Source organism: Paenibacillus sp. FSL H3-0457, from assembly GCF_037981725.1.
Taxonomy (GTDB): domain Bacteria; phylum Bacillota; class Bacilli; order Paenibacillales; family Paenibacillaceae; genus Paenibacillus; species Paenibacillus amylolyticus.
Map to the genome: position 1 here is coordinate 3,663,713 of NZ_CP150283.1, position 24,071 is coordinate 3,687,783.

The 24,071-nt window shown below is 43.1% G+C and carries 22 protein-coding genes; 20 read left to right on the forward strand and 2 right to left on the reverse strand.

The window, feature by feature from the left end; genetic code table 11:
* Positions 1 to 143: 143 nt before the first annotated feature.
* The 6 genes from MHH25_RS16185 to MHH25_RS16210 all read left to right on the forward strand — a co-directional run bounded on the left by MHH25_RS16185 (position 144) and on the right by MHH25_RS16210 (position 7,341).
* The gene (locus MHH25_RS16185; protein WP_083669634.1) at positions 144 to 1,403 is read left to right on the forward strand and encodes an amidohydrolase family protein; all 1,260 of its coding nucleotides are present in this window, start codon (positions 144 to 146) and stop codon (positions 1,401 to 1,403) included.
* Between the two features lie 23 nt (positions 1,404 to 1,426).
* Positions 1,427 to 2,647, forward strand: coding sequence for an amidohydrolase family protein (locus MHH25_RS16190; protein ID WP_076317771.1), 1,221 nt, complete (start codon positions 1,427 to 1,429; stop codon positions 2,645 to 2,647).
* Positions 2,648 to 2,980: 333 nt separating this feature from the next.
* Positions 2,981 to 3,913 carry an ABC transporter permease subunit gene (locus MHH25_RS16195; protein WP_036615375.1) on the forward strand — a complete coding sequence of 311 codons (933 nt, stop codon included), beginning with the start codon at positions 2,981 to 2,983 and terminating at the stop codon, positions 3,911 to 3,913.
* Positions 3,914 to 3,930: 17 nt separating this feature from the next.
* Positions 3,931 to 4,812: a carbohydrate ABC transporter permease gene (locus MHH25_RS16200; protein ID WP_076317770.1), complete on the forward strand. Its 882-nt coding sequence runs from the start codon at positions 3,931 to 3,933 to the stop codon at positions 4,810 to 4,812.
* A gap of 56 nt (positions 4,813 to 4,868) precedes the next feature.
* Positions 4,869 to 6,362 (forward strand): ABC transporter substrate-binding protein, encoded by a 1,494-nt coding sequence (locus tag MHH25_RS16205; RefSeq protein ID WP_340017520.1) that lies wholly within the window; start codon positions 4,869 to 4,871, stop codon positions 6,360 to 6,362.
* Between the two features lie 16 nt (positions 6,363 to 6,378).
* Positions 6,379 to 7,341, forward strand: coding sequence for an amidohydrolase family protein (locus tag MHH25_RS16210; protein WP_076317768.1), 963 nt, complete (start codon positions 6,379 to 6,381; stop codon positions 7,339 to 7,341).
* Between the two features lie 736 nt (positions 7,342 to 8,077).
* Here MHH25_RS16210 and MHH25_RS16215 read toward each other — a convergent pair.
* The gene (locus MHH25_RS16215; protein WP_051447390.1) at positions 8,078 to 8,458 is read right to left on the reverse strand and encodes a hypothetical protein; all 381 of its coding nucleotides are present in this window, start codon (positions 8,456 to 8,458) and stop codon (positions 8,078 to 8,080) included.
* 367 nt (positions 8,459 to 8,825) lie between these two features.
* Between MHH25_RS16215 and MHH25_RS16220 the strand changes: the two genes are divergently transcribed.
* The 11 genes from MHH25_RS16220 to MHH25_RS16270 all read left to right on the forward strand — a co-directional run bounded on the left by MHH25_RS16220 (position 8,826) and on the right by MHH25_RS16270 (position 20,104).
* The gene (locus tag MHH25_RS16220) at positions 8,826 to 8,975 is read left to right on the forward strand and encodes a hypothetical protein (RefSeq protein ID WP_179086457.1); all 150 of its coding nucleotides are present in this window, start codon (positions 8,826 to 8,828) and stop codon (positions 8,973 to 8,975) included.
* A gap of 578 nt (positions 8,976 to 9,553) precedes the next feature.
* Positions 9,554 to 9,721, forward strand: coding sequence for a hypothetical protein (locus MHH25_RS16225; protein WP_155985137.1), 168 nt, complete (start codon positions 9,554 to 9,556; stop codon positions 9,719 to 9,721).
* Positions 9,722 to 9,742: 21 nt separating this feature from the next.
* On the forward strand, positions 9,743 to 10,267 hold the full coding sequence (locus tag MHH25_RS16230) for a DUF3841 domain-containing protein (protein ID WP_076317767.1): 525 nt from the start codon (positions 9,743 to 9,745) through the stop codon (positions 10,265 to 10,267).
* 329 nt (positions 10,268 to 10,596) lie between these two features.
* Entirely contained in the window at positions 10,597 to 11,079 is a 483-nt protein-coding gene (locus tag MHH25_RS16235; RefSeq protein WP_017688279.1) for a MarR family transcriptional regulator, read from the forward strand.
* A gap of 20 nt (positions 11,080 to 11,099) precedes the next feature.
* A complete protein-coding gene (locus tag MHH25_RS16240) occupies positions 11,100 to 11,675 on the forward strand; it encodes a nitroreductase (RefSeq protein WP_338706116.1) in 576 nt (191 codons plus the stop codon).
* A gap of 17 nt (positions 11,676 to 11,692) precedes the next feature.
* Positions 11,693 to 12,178: a nitroreductase family protein gene (locus MHH25_RS16245; RefSeq protein ID WP_036615363.1), complete on the forward strand. Its 486-nt coding sequence runs from the start codon at positions 11,693 to 11,695 to the stop codon at positions 12,176 to 12,178.
* Positions 12,179 to 12,768: 590 nt separating this feature from the next.
* Positions 12,769 to 13,635: a sugar ABC transporter permease gene (locus MHH25_RS16250; RefSeq protein WP_338706117.1), complete on the forward strand. Its 867-nt coding sequence runs from the start codon at positions 12,769 to 12,771 to the stop codon at positions 13,633 to 13,635.
* A gap of 17 nt (positions 13,636 to 13,652) precedes the next feature.
* Entirely contained in the window at positions 13,653 to 14,531 is an 879-nt protein-coding gene (locus MHH25_RS16255) for a carbohydrate ABC transporter permease (protein WP_338706118.1), read from the forward strand.
* Between the two features lie 36 nt (positions 14,532 to 14,567).
* Positions 14,568 to 15,725, forward strand: coding sequence for an RND transporter (locus MHH25_RS16260; protein ID WP_340017521.1), 1,158 nt, complete (start codon positions 14,568 to 14,570; stop codon positions 15,723 to 15,725).
* Positions 15,726 to 15,765: 40 nt separating this feature from the next.
* Entirely contained in the window at positions 15,766 to 17,097 is a 1,332-nt protein-coding gene (locus tag MHH25_RS16265) for an extracellular solute-binding protein (protein ID WP_340017522.1), read from the forward strand.
* A gap of 94 nt (positions 17,098 to 17,191) precedes the next feature.
* The gene (locus MHH25_RS16270; protein ID WP_340017523.1) at positions 17,192 to 20,104 is read left to right on the forward strand and encodes a hypothetical protein; all 2,913 of its coding nucleotides are present in this window, start codon (positions 17,192 to 17,194) and stop codon (positions 20,102 to 20,104) included.
* Positions 20,105 to 20,272: 168 nt separating this feature from the next.
* Here MHH25_RS16270 and MHH25_RS16275 read toward each other — a convergent pair whose 3' ends face one another.
* Positions 20,273 to 21,217 (reverse strand): NAD(P)-dependent oxidoreductase, encoded by a 945-nt coding sequence (locus MHH25_RS16275; protein ID WP_340017524.1) that lies wholly within the window; start codon positions 21,215 to 21,217, stop codon positions 20,273 to 20,275.
* Positions 21,218 to 21,587: 370 nt separating this feature from the next.
* Between MHH25_RS16275 and MHH25_RS16280 the strand changes: the two genes are divergently transcribed.
* Genes MHH25_RS16280 through MHH25_RS16290 form a run of 3 tightly spaced genes read left to right on the forward strand, consistent with a single transcriptional unit; the run spans position 21,588 to position 24,061 of the window.
* Positions 21,588 to 21,743 (forward strand): hypothetical protein, encoded by a 156-nt coding sequence (locus tag MHH25_RS16280; protein WP_179086456.1) that lies wholly within the window; start codon positions 21,588 to 21,590, stop codon positions 21,741 to 21,743.
* Positions 21,703 to 22,449: an ABC transporter ATP-binding protein gene (locus MHH25_RS16285; protein WP_340017525.1), complete on the forward strand. Its 747-nt coding sequence runs from the start codon at positions 21,703 to 21,705 to the stop codon at positions 22,447 to 22,449. Before MHH25_RS16280 ends, MHH25_RS16285 begins: the two co-directional genes overlap by 41 nt.
* On the forward strand, positions 22,433 to 24,061 hold the full coding sequence (locus tag MHH25_RS16290) for a hypothetical protein (protein ID WP_340017526.1): 1,629 nt from the start codon (positions 22,433 to 22,435) through the stop codon (positions 24,059 to 24,061). The genes MHH25_RS16285 and MHH25_RS16290 overlap by 17 nt, the downstream gene beginning before the upstream one ends.
* Positions 24,062 to 24,071 lie beyond the last annotated feature (10 nt).

Sequence of the window (24,071 nt, forward strand, 5' to 3'; positions counted from 1 at the left end):
CATGTGGAGTAAATATCTTTGGTTTGATCATCCAAGATTGCTAATTATTTTTATCCTTTTCATCCAATGATTTCTCAGAAAGAGTGAATTATGCTTAAAGTGTGTCTTGCGTGTAATAAAAGCGTACATGAACGGAGGATGTAATGATTGATCTACTTATCACAGATACGGTGATTTCCGGGGCTGAAAGGCGAATGGATGTCGGGATATCCTCAGGCAAGATTGCATTTGTCACGCCATGCGGGGAAAGGAAAACCGAAGCGTCTCGTGTAGTGCGGGGCAAAGGAGGCTTATTGCTGCCCGGATTCGTCGAGCCGCATATTCATTTGGAAAAAGCATATTTGCTAGATTCCATGGATCGGGAGGCGGAGTCTCTCCAGGACGCGATTCAGATAACATCCAAACTGAAAAGTTCGTTCACAAGGGAGGACATGTATCGTCGCTCGCTGGTTGTCATTCGGGAAGCCGTCAGGAATGGTGTAACCCATATGCGTTGCCATGCGGAGGTTGATCCGATTCTTGGACTCAGAGCTGTCGAATCTGCTCTTCGTCTCAAACAATCCTTAAAACATCAACTGGATTTACAGGTAGTTGCCTTTCCGCAAGAAGGGGTGTTCAAGAGTCCGGGAACTGCTGAGCTGATGGTAGAGGCCATTCGTATGGGAGCCGATGTGATTGGAGGAATCACTTATCAGGATGCAGACCTGGGGGAGCACTTGGATTTTGCATTTGGTCTGGCAGGGAAGTACGGAAAACCGTTGGATTTTCACGCGGATTTCTCGGTCGATTCCAACGACCGTGCCGTTGTGGAAATTGCAAAAAGGACAATTGCTGCAGGCATGCAGGGGCATGTAGCCGCCGGACATGTAACCTCGCTCGGTTCCCTCCCTGAACACGAAGCTTCGGCTATCGGGGAGCTTCTGTGTCTTGCCGGAATCAGCGTCATTACGCTGCCGATGACGGACCTCTTTTTGAATGGAAGAGAAGGTCCAGAAGGTTATCATAGAGGTCTGACTCCCGTGAAACTGCTGCAGGATTGTGGAGTGAATGTGGCAATTGGCGTCAATAATGTGCGCAACCCATTCACGCCGTTTGGCAAAACAGACCCAATTGAGGTTGCCTGGCTATTGGCGATTACTTCGTACATGGGTGGCAAACGGGATGCGCTCATCTTGGCCAACATGCTGACGCATAACGCAGCACAGGCGTTAGGCATTGATAATTATGGCGTTAAGGTTGGCGCTCCGGCTGATATGGTATTGTTCCGAGAGCGGTCGGAAAGGGAAGTTCTGCTTAATAAACCGGAGGCCCGCACGGTTTGGAAATCGGGATTACAGGTAGCTTGTACTGACTCAAAACTTTTGGAATTACCGTGGTTGTCGGATGGGATGGAAACAATCTAATTATGAAGTAAGGGGATGGAGTTATGGAGAAAGGCTTAACACTCGTGAAAAATGTCAAATGGTCGGAAAACCTGTTTGATCTAACGATTGAACAAGCAACTGGACTTATTGTCAGCATTGAGACTGCCGGAACGGATGCGGATCTCACATCTGTAAATATTGCCGGTAGGCCGACAACCGTCATTGACGCGGATGGGCTGCACTATGTACCGCCAATGACAGATATGCATACCCATCTGGACAAGCATTTTATTGGTGAGCCGTGGAAATCTTTGCAGCCGTTTGTCACGCTGCCCGGCCAGTTGGAATTTGAGAAAAGTATGTTGGGGGAACTACCGACCGGGGCGGGAGAACGTGCGATACGAATGTTGGATTTAATGTTAGCCCAAGGTACAACGGCAATCCGCACACATGTTGACGTGGATCCGCAAATTGGCCTCTCTCATCTTGAGGAGGTCTTGGAAGTGCGTGAGATGTACCGGGGACGCATCGATATGGAAATTGTGGCGTTTCCCCAACAAGGCCTGCTTCGATCCGACTCCGTTTCCGTCATGCGGCAAGCGCTTCGTGCTGGAGCCAACTATGTTGGCGGTGTGGATCCGGCCGGACTGGACCGCCGAGTGGATGCCAGTCTGGAAGCCATGTTTGAACTTGCGACAGAATTCTCTGCGGGCATCGACTTGCATCTGCATGACCCGAGTCATCTCGGAATATACACGATCAGCCGCTTCGCCGAACTGACAGAACAAGCCAGTATGTCCGGCCGTACCGCGGTAAGCCATGCCTACTGTTTGGGCCAGGTTGGGGAAACAGAGGTGCGCTCACTCGCAGAAAGGTTGTGTGCGACCGGCGTAGCCATCATGACGAGTGTGCCCATTGACAGGCCTATGCCCCCCATCAAACTGTTGATGGAAACGGGAGTGTCCCTGCATATCGGTTCCGATAACATTTTGGATTCGTGGAGCCCATTCGGAAATGGCGATATGCTCTCCCGTGGGTCACGTCTCGCTGAAGCATCCGGTTGGGTAGAAGACTTCTGGTTGCTAGAAACGTACAAGCTTATTTCCAATGCGCCATTAACTCCAAAAGTGGGTGAACGAGGTACTTTCTCGTTGGTAAATGCCATAAATGCGATGCATGCGTTGGCGGCGGCACCTCCACGCGAAGCTGTATTTTCGGGTGGTGTGCTTGTTGGTGGTCGAATGTTTCCCAACAGCAGACAGATGGCAGCCATCCATTCGTAACAATCTTTAATTATACATGAAGCAGCGCATCCTTTTTCAGGTGCGTTGCTTTTTGACATGAAAAGGCTGATCACAGGGCTTATAATACGTTGCTTAATGCAGTGAATGTGATAATACATAACATTAAAATTTAGACAGGCTTTTCTTTTGGTGTAATAATCCAAATGAAATCATTTTTTTTAGTGAATCACACCAATGACTGAGGCTTCCTTACATCGTATTATTCATATAAGAACAATTTTGAGTCACATAAACTGACATTCATAGAATAGGAGGGATATTGGAGGAGTTACACAAACCAAACATCATTGTTACGAACAGGGGGAGAGAGACATGCGTCGAGGTTTCCATGCAAACCGCATCCAAAACATCAGAAAGCATGGGCTGTTATTGGTCATGATTTTGCCAGGCATCGTCTATCTGTTCATCAACAATTACTTGCCCATGTTCGGCATTGTGATTGCGTTCAAAGATATCAATTTTGCAAAAGGAATCTGGGGAAGTGACTGGGTAGGCTTCGATAATTTCGCCTATCTGTTCCAAACGCAGGATGCTTGGGTGATTACCCGAAACACGTTACTTTACAACGGCGCATTTATCGTGCTTGGAACAGTACTCTCCATAGCTGTGGCCGTATTGTTGAACGAGGTAAAAAAGCGATTTGCCTCCCGACTGTATCAAAGCATCATTTTGCTGCCCTATCTGATCTCGATGGTCATTGTCGCTTACTTGGTTCTGGCATTGCTCAACGAGGAAAACGGATTCGTCAACCATTACGTGCTTCCTTTACTGGGGATAGACCCCGTGTCGTGGTATGCGGATTCCGGTAAATGGCCCTTTATACTAAGTGTCGTATATCTGTGGAAAAACGTCGGTTATACATGCATTGTTTATCTGGCCTCAATCGTAGGTATCAGCCAAGAATATTATGAGTCCGCTACGCTGGACGGGGCATCCAAGTGGAGGCAAGTCTGGAGCATTACCCTTCCTCTGCTTAAACCCACGATGGTCATTATGGTGCTTCTTGCAGTGGGACGCATCTTCAACTCCGATTTCGGATTGTTCTATCAGGTTCCGCTGAATTCGGGTGCACTGCAAACGACTACCGATGTCATTGACACATACGTTTATCGTGGATTGATGACTTTTGGGGATTTCGGAATGTCATCCGCTGCCGGACTGTACCAGTCCATTGTCGGTTTTCTGTTAGTATTAACGACCAATGCGATCGTTCGTCGCAAAAACCGGGATTTGGCGCTGTTTTAGCTAAGGGGGAGGACAACATGTATTCAAATAGGATATATCAAATGGCTGTTCACCTCGTGCTCATCATGATGGGAATCGCTGCAGTGTTTCCGTTTATACTTCTGATATCCGCTTCCCTAACCGAGGAACAAGCCATTATCAGGGATGGTTATCGTTTATTACCGGCTCAATTCAGCTTCGATGCTTATGTGTATCTGTTTAATCAGTATTCGTTGATTCTGCGGTCGTATGGAATTACGACGTTCATCACGGTCGTGGGCACGGTCGTTGGATTATTGATCACAACCCTGGTCGCTTATCCGCTATCCAGAAATGTGCTTCCATTTCGTTCGTTCCTGTCATTCTTCGTATTTTTCACCCTGCTTTTCAATGGGGGGCTGGTGCCGATGTACCTGATTTATACGGACCTCTTCCATTTGAAAGATACCATCTGGTCGCTAATCATCCCAAATTTACTGACCAACGGGTTCTACATTTTGTTGATGCGCAGTTTCTTTTCCACATCAATTCCCGGCGAAGTCGTGGAGTCAGCCTATGTGGATGGAGCCAACGAATGGATTATTTATTGCAAAATCGTTCTCCCGCTTGCTCTTCCAAGCCTGGCAACCATTGGTCTGATGCTCATGATCTCGTATTGGAACGATTGGTTTAACGGTCTGATCTTCATCAATGACGGAAGCCTCTACAGCATTCAAAACCTGCTTAATCGAATGTTGTCTGATGTCCAGTACTTGCAGCAAAGCAGTTTGTCTGGTCAGACAGCGGTTGTCTCATCCGTACCTCTCGGCAGTGTGAGAATGGCTATTGCCGTAATCGGTGTGTTGCCGCTGATCGCAGCGTATCCGTTTTTCCAGAAGTTCTTCGTCAAGGGATTGACCATTGGTGCCGTAAAAGGTTAGTTATGCTTCGTATCCAAGATGTCTCATCCAAAAGCAAACATGGGGAGTGAATGAAGATGTTCAGAAAAAGATTGCCTGTGGGTTTCATAAAGGTAATGTCCTTAATTTGTGCGGCCCCTCTATTGTTGACGGCATGCGGAAATCCAGACAGTAAGGACGGAGCAGAACCTGGGAAAGCTTCAGCAACAGACATGTATGAAGTGGTCATGACGTATCCGGCTTTTGGGGATGTAACGGATGTTAAGGAAATTCAGGAAGCCATCAGTGATATTACAGCGGAAAAGGTAGGCGCCACCGTGAAGCTCTTGCCTGTTAATGGATCGAACTATGCCAATCAAATGAACTTGATGCTGGCGGGCAGCGAGAAACTGGATCTGGTGTATACCAGCGTGTGGTTCGGCCTTGAATCCCAAATCGGCAGGGGGCAGTTACTGCCCATGGACGAATCGTTGAATGAATTTGGTAAAAAGATACTGGAGGCTATTCCGGAGGAAGCCGCAGAAGCCGGGAAGATGAATGGTGAAACATATGGCGTTCCCAGCATTAAAGCTTGGGCACTTTCCCCCAGTTTTGTGATGGACAAAGAGCTTGCCGATAAACATGCTATTGACCTTAGCGCCATAAAAACTTGGAATGATATCTCTGCTGTATTGCAGCTTATCAAGGACAAGGAGCCGGGTGTCACGCCGATTGTCAGCTATACCTCGCAGGAAACACCCGGACAAGCCATGCTGAATTTTGATCCATTGGGAACAGCACCTGGCGTACTGGATTTTGGTGGGGAGGACTTCACCGTGCAGAACCTTTTTGCGACTTCGCGGTTCTCCACAATGGCTGACCTGATGCGTGATTGGTATCAAAAAGGTTATTTCAGCAAAGACGTCGCAACGTCACAGGAAACGGGCTCCAATCTGATCAAGGCAGGCAAAGCCTTCTCGTATATCCGGAATATCAATGAGTGTTACTCGGAATCACTTGCGGCTGGGACTGAACTTGTATGCGTACCCCTTGAGGACTCGTATATGACGCGTAATAGCGTAGCTTCCAACATGATGTCTTTGGCAAGGAACAGTGAGCAGCCGGATAAGGCGATTCAAGTATTGGAACTGTTTTACTCGGACGAGGCAGTCATTAATCTGTTTACCAACGGAATTGAGGGCAAGCATTATGTTAAGCAGGATAATGACCTGATCGGCAAGCCGGATGGCGTTACTGCAACAGGATACGATTCAAACCAATATGCCGTGGGGAACAATTTCCTGTCCTATATATGGGAAGGGAACGATCCTGACATGTGGGAGCACTTGAGGGGCGAAAATGAGAGTGCCGTAAAATCAAGGGCGATGGGTTTCAGCTTCGACATCAATCCGGTCAAAACACAAATTACCTCGGTGGCCAACGTCCAAAACCAGTATGATGCAGGCTTTCAGACAGGAACTTTTGACCCGTCAGAACTGGGTGCTTATCTCGACAAACTAAAGAATGCAGGCGTAGAGAAAATATTGACGGAAAAGCAAAACCAGTTAAACCAGTGGCTTGAAAATAAATAGAAGGAGCTGATCACGCATGTTTAATCCTGTCATTGATGTTCACCACCATATCATCTCTAAAGAAATGCAACGAAAGCAGCGGGAGTTGGGAATGGAGATTCCAAGTTTTATGCCAAAGTGGACGCCCGAGATCGGGATGCAAAAAATGGATGTATGTGACATCTCGTTTTCATTCCTTTCAGCCCCGTCAGACCTGACGTTCATCGACCAATCTTCTGCCAACGCATTGGCACGTAAAATGAATGAAGAGCTCGCATCGTATGCTCAACTTTATCCTGAGCGGTATGGTGCATTTGCAACGCTTCCACTCCCCGATCCCGCAGCAGCCATGGAAGAAACATTGTATGCACTTGATGTTCTCGGGATGGATGGTGTTGCAATGCTGACAAGTTATCAGGGGAAATATTTAAGCCATCCAGATTACACCGAATTGTTAACCGAATTGGATCGGCGCAGTGCTGTTGTGTTTCTGCATCCAATCCTCATACCGCAAAAAATCGCTGGGCTTAGTCCTGCATTGCTTGAGGGCACCTTCGATACAACGCGGGCTGTCACTACGATGGCTGTTCATCGCATTTTCGACCAATATCCATCCATTACGTTCATTCTTCCCCATACAGGGGGCATGGTGCCGTATATCAAATGGAGAATTGCGCTTGCCGCCATCGGGCAAGATTCGATTCAGGTTGAAACAACACCGGAACAATTTCAAGCTGAAATAGCCAAACTGGACCACCTTTATTATGATTCCACGTTGAACCTCGGCACGATCCAAAAGTTGATTGCGCCTGATCGGATTCTGTTCGGAGCGGACATACCTTGGCCAGCGGACAGCGTCCTTCGGATACAGCGGGAGTCGGTATTCCATGAAGCACAGCAGGTTAGCGAAGAAAACGCGAAAGCTATCGCTTATGGCAATGCCTTTCGTCTATTTCCCCGTATTTCTAAGCTTTTTGATATAGAGAAAAAGTTAATTTAAAGTGACGGGAAGCGATAAATCAACATTACAAAACAATAGTTTAATCTTTCATGACAATGTAACAACAAAACAATCGTTCTTGAAACGGTTGTTTTGTTGTTAACACCCATTAGTTACATTCTGGTTCCTATCTAATAAAAAGGTGCCTACTTTTCAAGTAGTATGAGACATTTTAAGATTAAACGAAAGGTGGTTAAACAGAGGGCGTATGTAATGAACAAAAGTTATATGCAACGTTGCTTTGACGTAATAGAGATCATCCCGAAGGAGTTGCAGAGAATATAGATCGCACCATTACTTTGTAGAAGATATGCATAGTGTGATCGTCAAATTAACCGATTAAGTGGGAGATTCATTGAAAGTAATTGAGGGGATGGTAGCGCCATGCCAATTGAAATCAAAGACATTGTAGTGTTTTAATGAGTAAGCTTCAAGATCATAGTTTAAACTTTAATTTTAATCTAGGTATTCTTCGAGTTGCTGACGAGTTGAAGACATTAACTGGCGAAACCATCTTTATCGGTGTCTTGAATGATGATTCCTTTTATTAAAGAGCTCGAGCAAATTAAAAAATCGGGTTTTGCGGTAGATAACGAGGAAGCCGATCAAGGAGCAAAGAAAACAGAATAACCCTTCTCAGAAATGAGGTGGGTATCCTGTTTATAGATGTTGGCATTTTAAAGTGCCCTCAATCATCATGGAGAGCCTTTTTTTGGGGGAGTAGTATAGTTTAGTGTTAATCATCTGAACTAGTGAGTAGAAATTTTCCGATAATATTCTCGTTGCTATCGTACAAGTTTATATACTTATCGACTTTTGGTTCATTCATACTCTGAATTGCTTCTTCGGGAGTTTGTGGCAAATCTTGATTCATATCTGAAGTCTTGATGTAACCTTCAGTTCCGTCTACACCAAAAGCCTTAACTAGATCTAATTCTGTTTCATCATGATAAATAAATGAACCATATGTTTGACCGTTATCATTGATTTTTATTTCCATTTGATCTTTAGAGGGACTAGTATCGGCAGATGCAGCTCCCCAGCCATAAACTCCTATTCCAATCCCTAAAGCACAAGTCACACCAACTGTAATTAATTTTAGTGATTTTGTTTTCATTAGAATATCCTCCTAATGTTGAATGAATGGTGTTTTAGAACCACCGTCATATTCATACTTACCAGACTGTCAAACGGCAAACACTGCCTCAGTTTCGTAATCCCCAGATCCTTAACTCCAGTAGAATCTATTAAATTACTCAATTTCAAATTAATGTAACATTTAATGTCGTAATTGTAAACCATTTTTAGGTTATTTAGATTCTTATGTAACCACGGAAAATTCACTGGCATATTCAGTCGCAATAGAGGGCAACCGGAGGAAGGAACAAATCCTTTTACAATCATTGTCAGTACGTTATAATACAATCACCCGATGGATTACCCAACAAAGTTAAATATTGTAATTAGACATTGGAGGTATGGTTATGGTCAAGAAGAAAATGTCCAAAGCCCTCAGCGCAGCTTTAATCGTTTCTATGCTGGCTACTGGCGTGATAGTCGCTATCCAAGGTAAAACAACGTTAGAGGCATCGTCAGGTGATAAAAAGGTTGAAGTTATTAAAGCACAAGCGTGACCTTACTATGAAGAAGCTTAGGTGCGACTATATCGTCCCAATTAGGGCATATTCGAAGCACCTGATGCGAAAACCTCAGCTCGGTTAACCGAGCTGAGGTTTTTTCATTATCATTATGAATTGATGTCGAGGGACAAGATCATGGTGCGCAATTACCAATTATTCATTGGCACCTCGTGCAGGTACCTGGGCAATTTTACGATGGCATTCAGCCACCACTTGGCATGCCTTACGGATGGATTCGATTTCATAATCACTTTTTAAAATGATCATGTTCGTATCAGGCCCCATTCGTAATAGCTTGCATACTTTTGTTCACAGTTTGTCATGTCAGCTAGAAACCGTTACGATGTGTTATATGGAATTTATCTTTGTGGCTCAATCAGTTATAGAAAAGAGAAAGGACAAGCGGCATGATACAAAGAGAAGGGAATGTAGCTTGGAACGCCAACTCAGAATATATATGGTGAGCAACGGGACTTGTTTAAGGAATTAAGCAAAAAAGATGAGTTATCTGTACTTCAGAGAGATCCAAAACTTATCTTAGTTGAACTATATTTTATAAGGAGACACGTAAGATGGAATTAAAATTTAGGGAAAAGGCTCTGTTATTTTATTTGATCGAGGCTAGATACAATGATTTGGAGTTACGAGAGGAGCAAGTATATCAGGAAATTGAAGATCTATACTTTAAATTTAAAGATGAGTTAGAAAGAGAATATGGGGAAGACTGGCGAGAAATTTAAAGCAAGGAGGTACCCAAAAAAATGATTTATTGGAGTATGCAGACATTAGAGGTTTGGAAACAAGCCCAAGAAACAGGTTACTTGGAGGGAAGCTCTGAACACTTAATGTTTCCAAAACAATACATATGGATGATGGAACAAATGAAAACAAGATTACCTAATTATAAAGGTGAGTATCCAATCTGGCTATGGATCAAAAAGCCGGATATGAGATCTACCGGACATTTTGAGGGAGGAACTAAATGCGTAAGATTGACCATTGATCTCAAGGAGACAGATGTACTAATATCAGATCTTGATAGATGGAACCTGGTACTGAACAATGGATTTTGCTCTGATAATGAACATGAAGAAGGTGAGTTTAATAAGGGGATACTAGAAATGACGAAAGAAGAAAGTTGGGAGCGGATTTTTGATTTAAATCGAGCGGTTGATGTTAATTGGACAGGTAATGGTGCATGGCTTCAGGGAACTACGGGACGAATCTACTTAGAAAAAGTGAAGAGAGTAGAGCAATATATTAGTCGTAAATCAAAGTTATACTAATAACAATTATAACAATAAGGTAAATAAGACATATCATGACCTCTTTTCAAATGTTGTTGGGGGAACATTGAAAAATCCTTCCCTTTAATCGTTACTTACAATTCCAAGTTAGGATATGGCCAATAGCCTAAATGTGTGAGGGCTAAAGTCATTAATCTGGTGGTTTAGTACTCTAAACTCATCATTCATAATGTCAGAGAATATAGTTGATAAGCATTATCATTCATGATATATTGTTAACCAGTAAACTAAATATAAGAATTTATTTAGAATAACTCTATTTTTAAAAGAATATTTTTGTTTACAAGTAAATAAGGAGCGATCAAAGAATGATCTCAAAAGATCGAACAAAACAGTTGCTTTATGACCAATTTATCCGTTTTTTACATGTGTATGAGAACCACAAGGATACAGAAATCGAGCATTTCCTAAGTATCGCCCAGCGTGAAAGCATCGAGAAAATCCCTCAGCATTTGACCGCGGTTCATATGATAGATTGCATAGGCAAGCATGAGCCCATTAACAACACGGGTATTGCCGAGGCGATGAACTTGTCCAAAGCAAGTATCACCAAAATTGGCAACAAACTGCTCGAGGAAGGATTCGTCAAACGTACGAAAATGAACGACAACAAAAAGGAGAGCTATTTCCGGTTGTCACCGCAAGGCAAAAAAATCTTTGAATTGCATGAACGTCTGCATATACATGAGGCTGAGCGCTTCTATCGTACTCTTGACAAATATTCGGAAACGGAGCTAAAAGTAATCCATCAATTTCTACAAGACAGCAGTATAAATATTGAATCCAGATAGAACAAAGGAGAGTGAAGCATATGAGTCTGGCGGAATTGATCAGGGAGCGCAGGAGTATTCGTAAATGTAACTCTACGCCGGTGGACCAGGAGTTGGTTGTTGAACTACTGCGTAAGGCTATACGGCTTCAACCATTTGTTGAGTCTGGCTCATGGCGTGTAGTATATGCCGGAACTCCAGAAGCACGCAAACGGTTGGTGGACTGCATGCTGGAACAGATGTCACAAAGCAAGCTCGGCAAGCTGATTCCAGGGAAACTTCTGGATGTTTTTAAAAAGAGATTTACCGATATTCCTGCCCACGTCATTGTTATGTCGACTGTAGGACCGAATCGTCTGACCAATGACCGTAATTATGCGGCTACCTGTGGGGTGATGCAGAGCTTCCAACTGTTGGGCTGGGAACGAGGGTTAGGAATGTTGTGGGATACAGAGTCCATGATTCAGCATAAAGGGTTCTTCAATGGAATTGGCTTACGTGAGGATGAAAGATTTGTTGGTATTCTTCATATAGGGTATTACGACAAAGCGCCAAGAAGTCGGAAAAGGACACCAGCCGAGCAGAAGTGGACCGTATTGCGAGGGCAGCCTACATAGAAGAGGAGGATAAGAAAATGAAATTGTCAGATTTGGAAGGAGACATGGACGGTCCGATTGAGTTTTTGGATCAACCGGTATCGCAGGACCTAATCCTTGAGTTGCTCAATCATGCCGTATGGGCGCCAAATGATGGCCTCCGAGAGCCGTGGCGATTTATCTTTGCTGATAACCGGTATGGGGACATCATGCAGGGATTACAGAACCAGGCTCCTGCGTATCTTCTGGTCTTGGTGAAGGAAGAGGCGGATCAATATAAGCGGGAAGAGGACTTTGCAGCTGTCTGTTGCCTAATTCAGAATTTCCGCTTGCTGGCTCATGAGCAAAGTCTGGGTGTGCGCTGTACCTTGCATGACTGGATGTACGACCCGAGCCGTACTGAAATGTTTGGTGTACTGAGTAACGAGCGCATTGCTGCGGTTCTGGAATTGGGATACGGTGCAAATCAGTGGAAAGGAAATACGAAGTTACCTGAGACTCAACTTCATTTTGAACTGCTGTAGGGGTGGATATGATGGGATGAGACTCCAAATGGAAAACCTCGGCTCGTCATCGTCTTGAGCCGCTTATTACATAATAAATATAGGAGGTATGATTATGGTCAAGAAGAGAAAATGTCCACAGCACTCAGTGCAGCTTTAATCGTTTCTATGCTGGCTACTGGCGTAACAACGTTAGAAGTAGCGAAGTCAGCAGGGGATAAAAAGGTTGAAGTTATTAAATAAAGCATACGCGAGACCTTCTAGAAAGTTAAAAGAACCTCAGCTCGGTTAACCCGGCTGAGGTTCTTTTCTTTATCATTATGCATTGAAAAAATGCAGACCTAGATGAAATAAGAATAGAAAAAAAGTAAAGTGATTTCGCGGGGCAAGAGCTTCTACCAAGTGCCTATTAGGCGTATCTAATCGTTATTTTGCCCTTTAATTCGTTAAGCTGTTCACGAAACCGCAAAATCAGTAAGAAACTTTAGAATTTTTTAATATCTTACCACTATTTTCTTAAACACTCTTTTCTAAAATGAGTGGAAGGGAGGCAAAACAGGAAACAGAATGAAAGACTAAAGTTAACAGTGAAAGGATGAATTTAGAAAACCATGAAAAAATGGCTCCGTAAGGATGCTTCGGCGGCCATGTTCTTCCTTGTGCCAAGCGGCATCGGATTTGCACTCTTTTACCTTATCCCGTTTGCCATGGGCGTGTATTATTCGTTTATGAGCCATTCGGTAGACGGTCATTTTGTGGGACTCGATAATTATCGTGAGCTGCTCGGAAGTGCTTCTTTCCTCAAAGCAGCTTCCAACACGTTATATTTCAGTACGATCAGTGTTCCACTTATGATCATGCTGTCATTGGGGCTCGCGATGCTTCTACATAAAAATGTCTATATCCAAAAATGGCTTCGAACAGCTTATGTGATGCCGCTTGTTGTGCCCACCGCCTCGATCATCATGATTTGGCAGATCCTTTTTGATTGGAACGGGTCCCTTAACGCCTGGCTGGATAGTTTCGGATACGGACGGGTGGATTGGATGAAATCCGAATCGGCACGTATAGTCGTGATTATGGTCTATATATGGAAGAACATAGGTTACAACGTTATTTTATTCCTTGCCGGACTTCAGCAAATACCGAAGGATTACTACGAAACGGCTCGAATTGAAGGTGCTGGTCGTTTACGGCAATTTCGGAGTGTTACACTGGTTTATCTGACTTCGACGATGTTTTTTGTAGTGATTATGTCCATTATTAACTCATTTAAAGTGTTTCGGGAAACGTATCTCATTGCTGGCGGTTATCCCCATGACAGTATTTACATGATGCAGCACTATATGAATAATATGTTCATATCACTCGACATTCAGAAACTAACCGCAGCGGCATCCTTGATGTTTGTCAGTATACTGCTGATCGTTCTAGCTCTGTTTGCGATGGAGCGTCGGCATCGGCAGTACATGGAGTAGGAGGTGAAGCAAAGTCTGTGCGAATAGTCTACATATTGAAAAATGGTGTATTAACATTCATCCTGAGTGTTATTGCCTTGATCTTAATATCACCAATTGTGATTATATTCACAAATTCGATGATGACAGAACAGGAAATTGGGATCAATTATGGCCTCATCGGGCAAATGAATGAAGCAGCCGTAGGTAGAGACGATGCATTTGCAAACCTGAAGCTGATTCCGGATAAGGTCTCCTTTGCACAGTACGGGAAGGTATTTATCGACAACCCGAAATTTATGATGATGTTCTGGAATTCAGTGTTCATGGTCGTACCGATTATTGTAGGTCAGACTCTTGTTGCGGCTCTGGCTGCCTATGCATTCTCCAAGCTAAAATTTCGCGGCCGGGATTCTATGTTTTTGGTATATGTCATGACGATGCTCATGCCATTCCAAGTCACGCTGGTACCCAATTACATTATGGTCGATATGCTTGGGATGCTGAATAGTACGAGTGCCATCATTCTTCCTGGCATCTTCGCAGCTTTTGGCGTGTTTATGCTCAGACAATTCATGCTGGACATTCCCTACGCCTATATTGAAGCTGCCAAAATGGACGGAGCAGGACATTTAAGGATATTTGTTACGATGATTGTTCCGATGATCAAGCCAGGATTAGCCGCACTTGTGATTTTGCTCTTCGTTGATTATTGGAACATGGTGGAACAGCCTCTTATTTTTTTAGACAACCCGTTCAAGCAGCCGCTGTCCGTCTTTTTATCCACGATTAATCAGAGTGACAAGGGTATTGCTTTTGCTGCATCCATGCTCTATATGGCCCCGATGGTGATGGTATTTCTGTATGCGGAGTCGTATTTCATTGAGGGTATTCAATTATCCGGAGTTAAAGGTTAACTTTTCAGTGCTGGTTTTGGGAGGAGAAGAAAGGATATGGAGTTAAATACAGGGGCTGTTGAGCAAAGACGAAAGCGAATCATTCTAGTCGTGTTCATAAGCTTTATGGGATTGCTACTGCTCTTCACATTGTTCAGCAATACGCTGCAATCGCTGACCTTACCGAAAGTGACTACGGAGCAGCCAAAAATGGGAGACATCCAGTTAGTTATTGAAGGTAGCGGAATCCTTCAGCCGATCGCTGAAGCCAAGTTATCCGGTTCAACCGAGCGGAAGACTCAGCAGATTCTTGTGAAAGAAGGCGATCGTGTAAAGAAAGGACAGAAGCTCGTCACCTATGATAGTCAATCGACAAAACAAGAAATTGAACTTGAAGTAACAAATCTGGATAAGCAGAAGATCGAGCAGCAGAATCTTCAGGACCAGTTCATCCAATCGTCCCTCGAAGAAGATGAACTTAAGCTGCGCAGCGCACAACGTGAAATTGAAAAAGGCAAACTTGATATTGCTGCGCAGGAGCGCAAGATCAACGAAATGAGAGAACAACTGACCAAAGATCAGGTACTGATCGCTCCGTTCGACGGTATTATAACGAAGTTGAACGCGGTAGAAGGACTGGCTTCCGCAGGCGAGCCAGATATCATTGTCTCAAACAGCGGGCAAGGGTACAAGTTCGAGGTTAATGCGGATGCAAAGCGTTTGTCCAGGTTAGGGATATCCATCGGAGAGCGGATCAAGGTAGAGGTAGATACAGATCAAGAGCGGCAAGCCAACAGCATGGACGGCATCATTGAAGAAATCATTAATGCAGAGCCACTTATAGAGGGAGCATCTGATGAAGGAGCGGGGATGGTAACCCTCCCTCAAAAGATCCTTCGTATTAAGCTCCTCGATGCCGAACTGAAGGGAGGTGAGCAGGCTCGGGTTAAAATCGAGAAAAGTTCTCTCGATCAAGGGCTGCTTGTTTCCAATGAAGCTATTCATCAGGACCGGGAAGACACTTATGTTTTTGTAGTCGAGGAGCAGCCGGGGGCACTCGGTAATGTATTTGTTGTTCGCAAAGTCAAGATTGAGTCCAGCGAGAAGAATGACAAAGAAACGATGATCCAAACCGACATCATCTATGCAGAGGATAAGATCATTCTGAAAAGTAGCGAGCCTCTGCAAGATGGCGACCGTATCCGCTTGGAATAGTGAGACGTAACAATAAGAAGAGTTCAGGAGGAATTATACAATGAAAAAGTGGATTTTGATCCTTTCTATGGGGGTTCTTATCACGAGTTTAACCGCATGCAGTTCCGGGGGAAGTAGTACAGCGGATAAAGTGACATCGAAAGATGGAAAAACAATCCTTACCCTTTCTGTGACAGAGTCGACCCCATTCTATCAAACAGTGGAGAAAAAGTTCGAAGAGAAATACCCGGACATCGATCTGCAGATCAATGCATATAAGACGGGAGAACAATGGGGATCAGGGGACTACGAGAAGTATCGGAATTCTATGAATACAGCCATGTTATCGGGAAAAAGCATGGATATCATTGAAGTTGATGACCTCCCATTCAAAGAATATGTAAGCAAAGGTGTTCTTCTCGACATGAACGACTTGCTCAATAAAGATCAGACATTGGATAAAGACGATTTGCAAATGAATATTTTGGACGGTTTGAAGGTGAATGATGGAATGTATACCGTACCTTTGGGGTACATGTTACGAGCATTTGTAGGAGATGGGGAAATGCTGAGCAACGCTAATGTTAAGTTTGATGATAAGACTTGGAACTGGAAAGAGTTTGAGAAGGTTTCAAAGGAAGTAATCCAAAAGAAAAGCGGTACCGATGAGGTTTATGCGTTAGCGTCCTACCCGCCCGAACTCCTCTTTCAGGAGATGCTTGTTGAGAACTACGCTGCATTTGTCGATCCTTTGGCCAAAAAGGCAACATTCGATTCTCTCGAATTTGTGAATCTGTTCGAGCAGGTTAAACAAATGTACGAGGAAAAGATTGTGACATCGGAAGAAGCAAAGCCGGGCAATCAAATGTTCAATTCCACGTCAATTACGTCGCCAATTGATTTTATCGAAGGTCCCTACATGATTTTTGATCAACCCAAGCTGCTGCAATCACCGCAGGCGGGAGAAACCGGAGATCGAAAAGGCTCGCGAGTAGCTACTATAAAACAGTTCGCAATCCATGCTAAATCGCCCGTAAAGGATGAAGCCTGGAAGTTCATCAGCTTCTTATTGTCGGAAGAAGTGCAAATGCTACAAGATCGAGAAGGATTCTCGATGCTTAAATCCATGAATGAAAAGAAAATTGATGATCTTCAAGAAAAAGTTAAAAATGGCGAATACAAGCTTCCAAATGGGGAGATGGCAAAAGTATCGGATGAACAGTTCGCCGTGTTTAAACAAATTGTTCAATCCGCCGATCAATATGTAGATCTGGATGTTAAAGTGTTAAGTATTGCCGGAGAAGAGTCCGTTGCATTCTTTAGCGGACAGAAAACTGCCGAGGAAGTAGCCAAACTGATCCAAAACCGGGTCACAACTTATCTAAACGAATAGGTAAATGGCGGGAAGCAGCCTGCATTCGTGCGCTGCTTCCTGCTTCACAGAATGAAAAGCGGGCAAATGTCTTTTTATACAGGGAGGTAGATTCATGTATAGGCCGAAAAAAACAGTTGTGACAATACTACTCAGTGCCGCCGTGTTGGGTCATTTCATGGCCCTTGACGTATACGGGGCATCCACGGCTGATCACCTCGTTTCCAAATCTGCTGTAGCCGCGTCTGGTCTGACATTAGATCAACTGGGATCAGTTTCGTTGAAGCAGAGCGTCCATGTAAAGCTGACCGGGACGGATGTTTATACTCAGCCAGGTGGAAGTATTCTCATATATACGCTTCGTTACAGTAACAGCAGCGGCAATAGGGTGGATCTTATCGATTATTTTTCCAAGATTTCTACGCCGAGTGGTACGACTATAAAAGGAAAAGCAGTGACCCGTGATGCTGATAAACGAACGGTGCCTGCGAACAGCAGCCTGTCTGTGACGTACTATGCAAACATTGGAAACTCGACAAAGGTCAACGGGATCAAAATTTCCATGTTCGGATGGGATTTTAACAGCGCAAATTATCAGAAAAAGCTGGGACAATTCACGATTCCTGCTCAGTACTCATCTATAATTCCGATAGGTAAGAGCAAAAAGATTACAATAAATAATCTTCCTGTCACAGCCAAGGTGGATACCTTGCAGAGGTATAAAATTAATGGAAAAGTGTATGTTCAATTAGGACTCAGGCTCTCGAACGGAGGAACCAAGATGCTAAGTGACCCTGGATATAAAGCATATCTAAGGTCAGCGGGCGGTTCAACATTTGAGCTTGTACCCGATTCAGCCAGCTCCGGCTACAAACTTCAGTCTCAGGAGAGCAGAGTCATCAGTTATTGGGCTGAGATACCCTCCACGATGAAGACACATGGCATGACTCTGCAGCTTGCGCAGGAAGATGAAGTATTGAAGATCCAGATCCCAGTGCAATCGTTCAACCTTCCCGATGCAGCCCCGGATGTTGCTGTAGTGAAGGGCAAAAGCACCAAGATCATGATGAAACAGCAGCCAGTCACGGTCAAGGCGGAACGGATGCAGCGAATGAATCATAATGGAAAAGTATACATGAGAGTGGCCGTTCAATTTGCAAACGGGGGCAAGAAGGTACTAAGCGATCCCGGATATAAAGCACAACTGAAATCGGCCGGGGGCTCAGTATTCGATCTTGTGCCTGAGGATGATACAGGGAGTAATTTCAAGATCCAGCCAGGGCAGAAACGAACGATATATTATTTGGCAGAGGTTCCATCCAACCTTAAAACAGAACTTATGACGATGCAATTTACGCAAGAAGACGAAACGTTGAACATGATGCTACCAGTAAAAACCTTCAAACTTCCAGCTGTTACCGCTGATAAGCCTGTGCCGGATTATGGCATCAGAAAAATTTCGGTGAACCATCAAACGATTGAAACCCAGTTGAAATATGCTTCTGTATATACTGAGAACAATACTGGCAAATGGAATATTCAATTCCGCATTAAAAATCTCAGTGAAAAATCCGTGAAGCTGCCAGCTTATGAGCTTTCCATCTTTACGGATGAAGGTTATAGCATTCCGGTGAATGCCAAGGCATTTGACCAACAAACGCTGAAGCCGATGGAGGAGAAGCTTATCGATCTGGATGTAGATGTGCCATTGCATATAAAACAGAATACGCTGCAACTGCAATTGACGGAGCCTGCTACGGAAGGGAAGATTAGCTTCCCGACGGCCCTTTATAAAATTCCATATGCTCAGGAAGGCAAAAGCCATCAGGGCTCAGAGAATATCATCGAGAATAGTCACGGGACATTTGGCGTGAAGCTTAGCTCATATCAGCGGCTGCCATGGGGAGATAAAGATCAGATCGTAGCCCGAATCAGCATTCGTAATACCAAAACGACGACCGTGCAGCTGCCTGTGTTAAAAGCAGCAATAAATGCTGGAATGCGGGATCTCAGTAATACAGGCCAAATCGTGGTACAGGATAACCAAACGACCTTGGCGCCCAATGAAATCGTGGAACTCTATATCCTTGCCAACATACCGTATTCGTATAATTTCAATCAATTACGAATTGAGCTCCAGGAAACAGCAGGCGAGGACATTACTAAATTTCTGTCGTTGAACTTTAACGCGTTCAACAACGCTATGAGCCTGGTTCCTGCAGGCGACTCTTATCCCATCCATACTCCGGGCAAGAAATCAGAAGTCCGTGAACGCTTGACCACCATTTACCATGACGCTAAGTCCAATCTAATGTACACGGAACTGGAAATGACCAACCAGGAAAAACGGCAATCCAAGCAGTCACAGTTAGTTGCTTACTACAAAACACCAGATAACGAGTATTTTGAGGCAGAGGTTAGCCAATCGTCCGCCAAAACCAGTCCGAAAGGGAAAAACCTGGTGACGGTCTGGAGCAAGCTTCCACTAAATGTGAATACTTCGCAGCTTGAACTGTATGTCGGAGAAGGGGTTGCGAATGGAAAGATGGCAGATGTGGGGGATGAACTCACGGGCTCTATTAATACTGTTCGTTTAGCACTTAGCCCTAGAGTTGTACAACCAGCAACGAATCTGCAACATGTGGAATTGTTTCCGTATCAGCTCAACATTACGAGAGGTGAGGGAATGCTTAGCGCAGCGAAAGATATGCTTAATATCGTTATTTATTATGATCTCTTAAGAAATGGAGATTATGAGACAGGTTCTACTGACCATAAGCTCATTATGGAAGTCATTGACCCGAGCGGGAAATCCATAGAGAAGGTATTAACACTTGGTACCGATTTAACCGTTGGCAATAATAAATCATACTTCATGAACTTGAATACCAACTTAAGCAAAATCATAAATAGTGGGACAGTTCGAATCAATCTGTATGATGAGTTCCAAGGACGAAGAATATTGCTCGGAAGTCAAGTCTATCCATTCATATATGAAGAGCAGGCCAATAAACCAGATAGCGAATAAAGATAATAATATACAAGCTGTTGGAGGACAACATCTCTGAAGATATGATACTATATTTTCGGAGATGTTTTTTGTCGACGGACAAGAACATACTCCCATCAAGGTCGCTTTTTTAGGCGACTTTTTATTTTATCGGTACACGGGGAAAGGTACCCCTGCACCAAAACATCATAACTGATTGAGCTTGCTTTCAGGCTCTTCACCATTTTCTACACGTTTTATATTCTTTATAAAGAAATCAAATCTTGTTTTATGAAATTTCCGACCATCAGGCATTCCTGCTGTATGGGGAGTAAGTATCACATTACCCAGATTCCGGAGCTTGCTGTCAATAGGAAGCGGTTCAGATTCAAACACATCCAGGCATGCGCCTGAAATATCCCCGTTTTTTAATGCATCAATCAAGTCTCTTTCGTTGACAATGCCTCCGCGGGCTGTATTGATAAAAAGAGTGGTATTTTTCATTTTTTTGAATGCCGCTTTGTTGATCAGCTGTTTGGTTTGCTGATTCAAGGGTACATGTACACTGACTATGTCCGATGTGCTTACAAGAGTATCAAAATCCGTCATTTTCACAAAACCGTCCGATTGTGCAGTGGCATTTCTCGCATAAGCCAGCACATTCATATCAAAAACCCTGCAAAACGCAGCAACTTTTTTTCCAATAGCACCCAAACCGATAATTCCAATCGTTTTTCCTTTTAACTCACTCCCTACATAGTCCAATTGATTCTCATCCATCTTGTTTTTCATGAAAGAGTCAAGAAACGGTATGTTTTTATAATAAGACAATATCAGTGCCATTACGTGTTCGGCCACTGCCTGTGCATTTACTCCTCCAGCATTGGCTACCCAAATGCCGCGCTGTGTACAGGCAGGGACATCCACATTATCAAATCCTGCACCCGTCTGTACCAATTTTATTTTTTTTGCGTTAGAAAGCAGACTGTGATCCACTTTAATATGTTCAGGGATGAGTACCTGGCAATCTTCAATATGATCCAGCATTTCTTTTCCGGGCGGAACAATTACAACGTTCCAGTCTTGCGGAAAACTCCTTGCAATATTTGATTTTGAGGTCTCGCTAAAATAGCCCACTATGAGAATCTTCATTGCTAAACCACCTTTCATAAGCTATACCATTCTTCGAATAAAACCGTTGATGCTCGTCATTTTATCCTTTTAATACAATTTTATCAAGAAAATCTCATCACGTTCTATTGAACCGGAGTGGAGAAAGTGAGTTTGGAACAGTTGCATCAAGCCAAATCTAAATTAACGTCTGCGGGGATTAACCCGGGAACTGTTTAGATGACGCATTAATATATTGGAGCGGGAACGTTTATAGTGTTGTATCAAATATTCTTTTATATGTAAATACAAGGAATTATAGCGTTCAAAATAGAATATTAGTTTAGTGTGATTGTCTATTTCTAATATTAGCTATATCCTTTTATGAAAAAAATCGAAGGGATTGATACGGATGAAAACTAAACAATTATCGGATATGAATAAAAACGTGAACAATGGCATGGTTGGTTTTATTGAATTTTCAGGTAAACAAATAATGAATTGGTTTGAAAGCGAGGAACAAATAAATGGAATTGGTCTTACAAAATGTAGAGAAGAGTTTTGGTGAAAAAAAAGTATTAACTAATTTAAATTTTCAATTTGAAAAGGGAAAGATCTATGGCCTTCTTGGGCGCAATGGGGCCGGCAAAACAACGTTATTCAATTGTTTAGGTGGCGAGATCCAAGTGGATGGCGGCAAAATGAAACTTGTCAACGAATCAAAATCGCGTGACTTGGAAATGGATGATGTAGGATACGTATATTCATTGCCACTGTTACCAGAATTTCTGACGGGATATGAATTTGTACGTTTTTTTATTGATGTTAACGTAGATGTAATTGAAGGACGAGGAAACAATATCGATGACCTGTTTGATATGATGCACATTGCGCAGGATGACCGACATAAGCTCATTAAACATTACTCGCATGGAATGAAGAATAAAGTTCAAATGTTGTTATTTTTACTCATAAAACCTACAGTGATTCTGTTGGACGAACCTTTAACTTCCTTTGATGTCATCGTTGCGAGTGAGATGAAACAATTGTTACGTGATATAAAAAAAGATCATATCCTAATTTTCTCGACCCATATATTGCAATTGGCAACGGATCTGTGTGATGAGTTAATTATTTTAAATCATGGGAGTTTAACACGGATTTCACCCGAAATCCTTACTCAGTCCGACTTTGAAGAGCAGGTAATTGAATTATTACGGGATGAAAGCCAATATGGAAGTACGAAGGAGAACGCCGATGACGGGAATGATTAGTACAATTTCTCGCATCTGGCAGTTACAGATGATTACGTTGGTCAACCGTTTGATCTATTTCACGCAAAAGTTACCGTTTGTAGGGAAATTAATCAGTGAACAAACTTATGCTGCTTTTCGGACTAAACGTACCATCGGTGCAATTGCGGTTATTTTATTATTTGTCGCTGGGTTATTGGAAAGCTTATTATATTTCGGGGGAATGTTTGCATTGCCCATGCTCTTATGGACGGAAGATGTTAATCGTACGGAGCATTTTACCCTTCTTCTTCACATGTATTTTTGCATAAGTGGCGTAATGGCTGGGATAACGAGTGCACAAGTCTTGGAATCAAACAAAATGAAGTATACATCTATACGCCATATGCGGATAAACCCAACCAAATTTATGCGAGCTACGCTATTTTATCGGTATACGACATTTTTCTTCTATCAAGGGATTGCAATGACTCTGGTTGCCGTACTCTTTAAATTCTCAATTACTCATGCATTGCTGGTTGTGGGAATGATGACTTTTTGGCGAGTGATATGTGAATTTTTACATTTGGCATTATTTAAATGGAAAGGCATTATTCTTGTACAGAAAACATGGGCTACGAGTCTGAGCATGTTGCTGGCACTGACTTTTGCTTACCTTCCTTTCACAAAACTGAACTTTCCTCTATTTGGATCTGTGATATTTGATCAACCGGGGCTTTTGATACTGATATCGTTATCTGGGGTTATCTGTGGGTATATTTTACTAAAACATACGGATTTCACATCTGCAGTGCGCGCAGTAACAAACCATGCTGATCCATTGTTAAATCCAGAAATACGGATGGCTGATCTTCAACAGAGAATGGTTCAGTCAAAAGAACATGATCTTAGCAGGCCAACCTCGTCTAACCTTCATCTCAACGAGCAGCGCATATTAGAAAAAAACGGATACGAGCAATTACACGAAATTTTTGTTACCAGGCATACCGCTCTCCTCCGCGCACCGTTCCACAGACGTTTATTGGCTATTATGATCATAGGCATACTCCTACCTTTGTTGGTACTCATTTTCAAAGATCATCTTTCACTAAATTCAATTGAAAGATACTCACCTTTAATCATTATGGTCATGCTAAATATGACAGTAGGTGGCCAGATTTGTAAGGCTCTATTCTACCATGTTGATAAGCCGCTGATGCGCTATCCATTTTACCGCCAGCATGCGAAGAAGCATTTTCTGTTAAGGTTTAGAAGTATATTAAGGATAAATCTAAAGTTAGGTTCTTGTTTAGCAGCTGTAATAAGTGTATCTATACTTGTATTAACTGGAGGACAGGATATCAGTTTGCTACTTCCTATCTGGGTTATAACCATTGCACTGGCTGTATTTTTCTCAGTACATCATCTGTTGTTATACTATGTAATTCAACCCTACACAACGGAGTTGGAAACCAACAGTCCTCTTTTCTCATTCGTAAACGGCCTTGTTTCATTGAGTTTTGTTGTGGCGATGTTTCTAGGTCCTACACTATGGGGACTAACGGCTGTCATCACGGTGTTGACTTTAGCCTATCTATCCAGCGCTGTCTTTCTCGTATCCAAATATGCTCAAAACAATTTTAGAGTGAGATGAGAAGGCGATT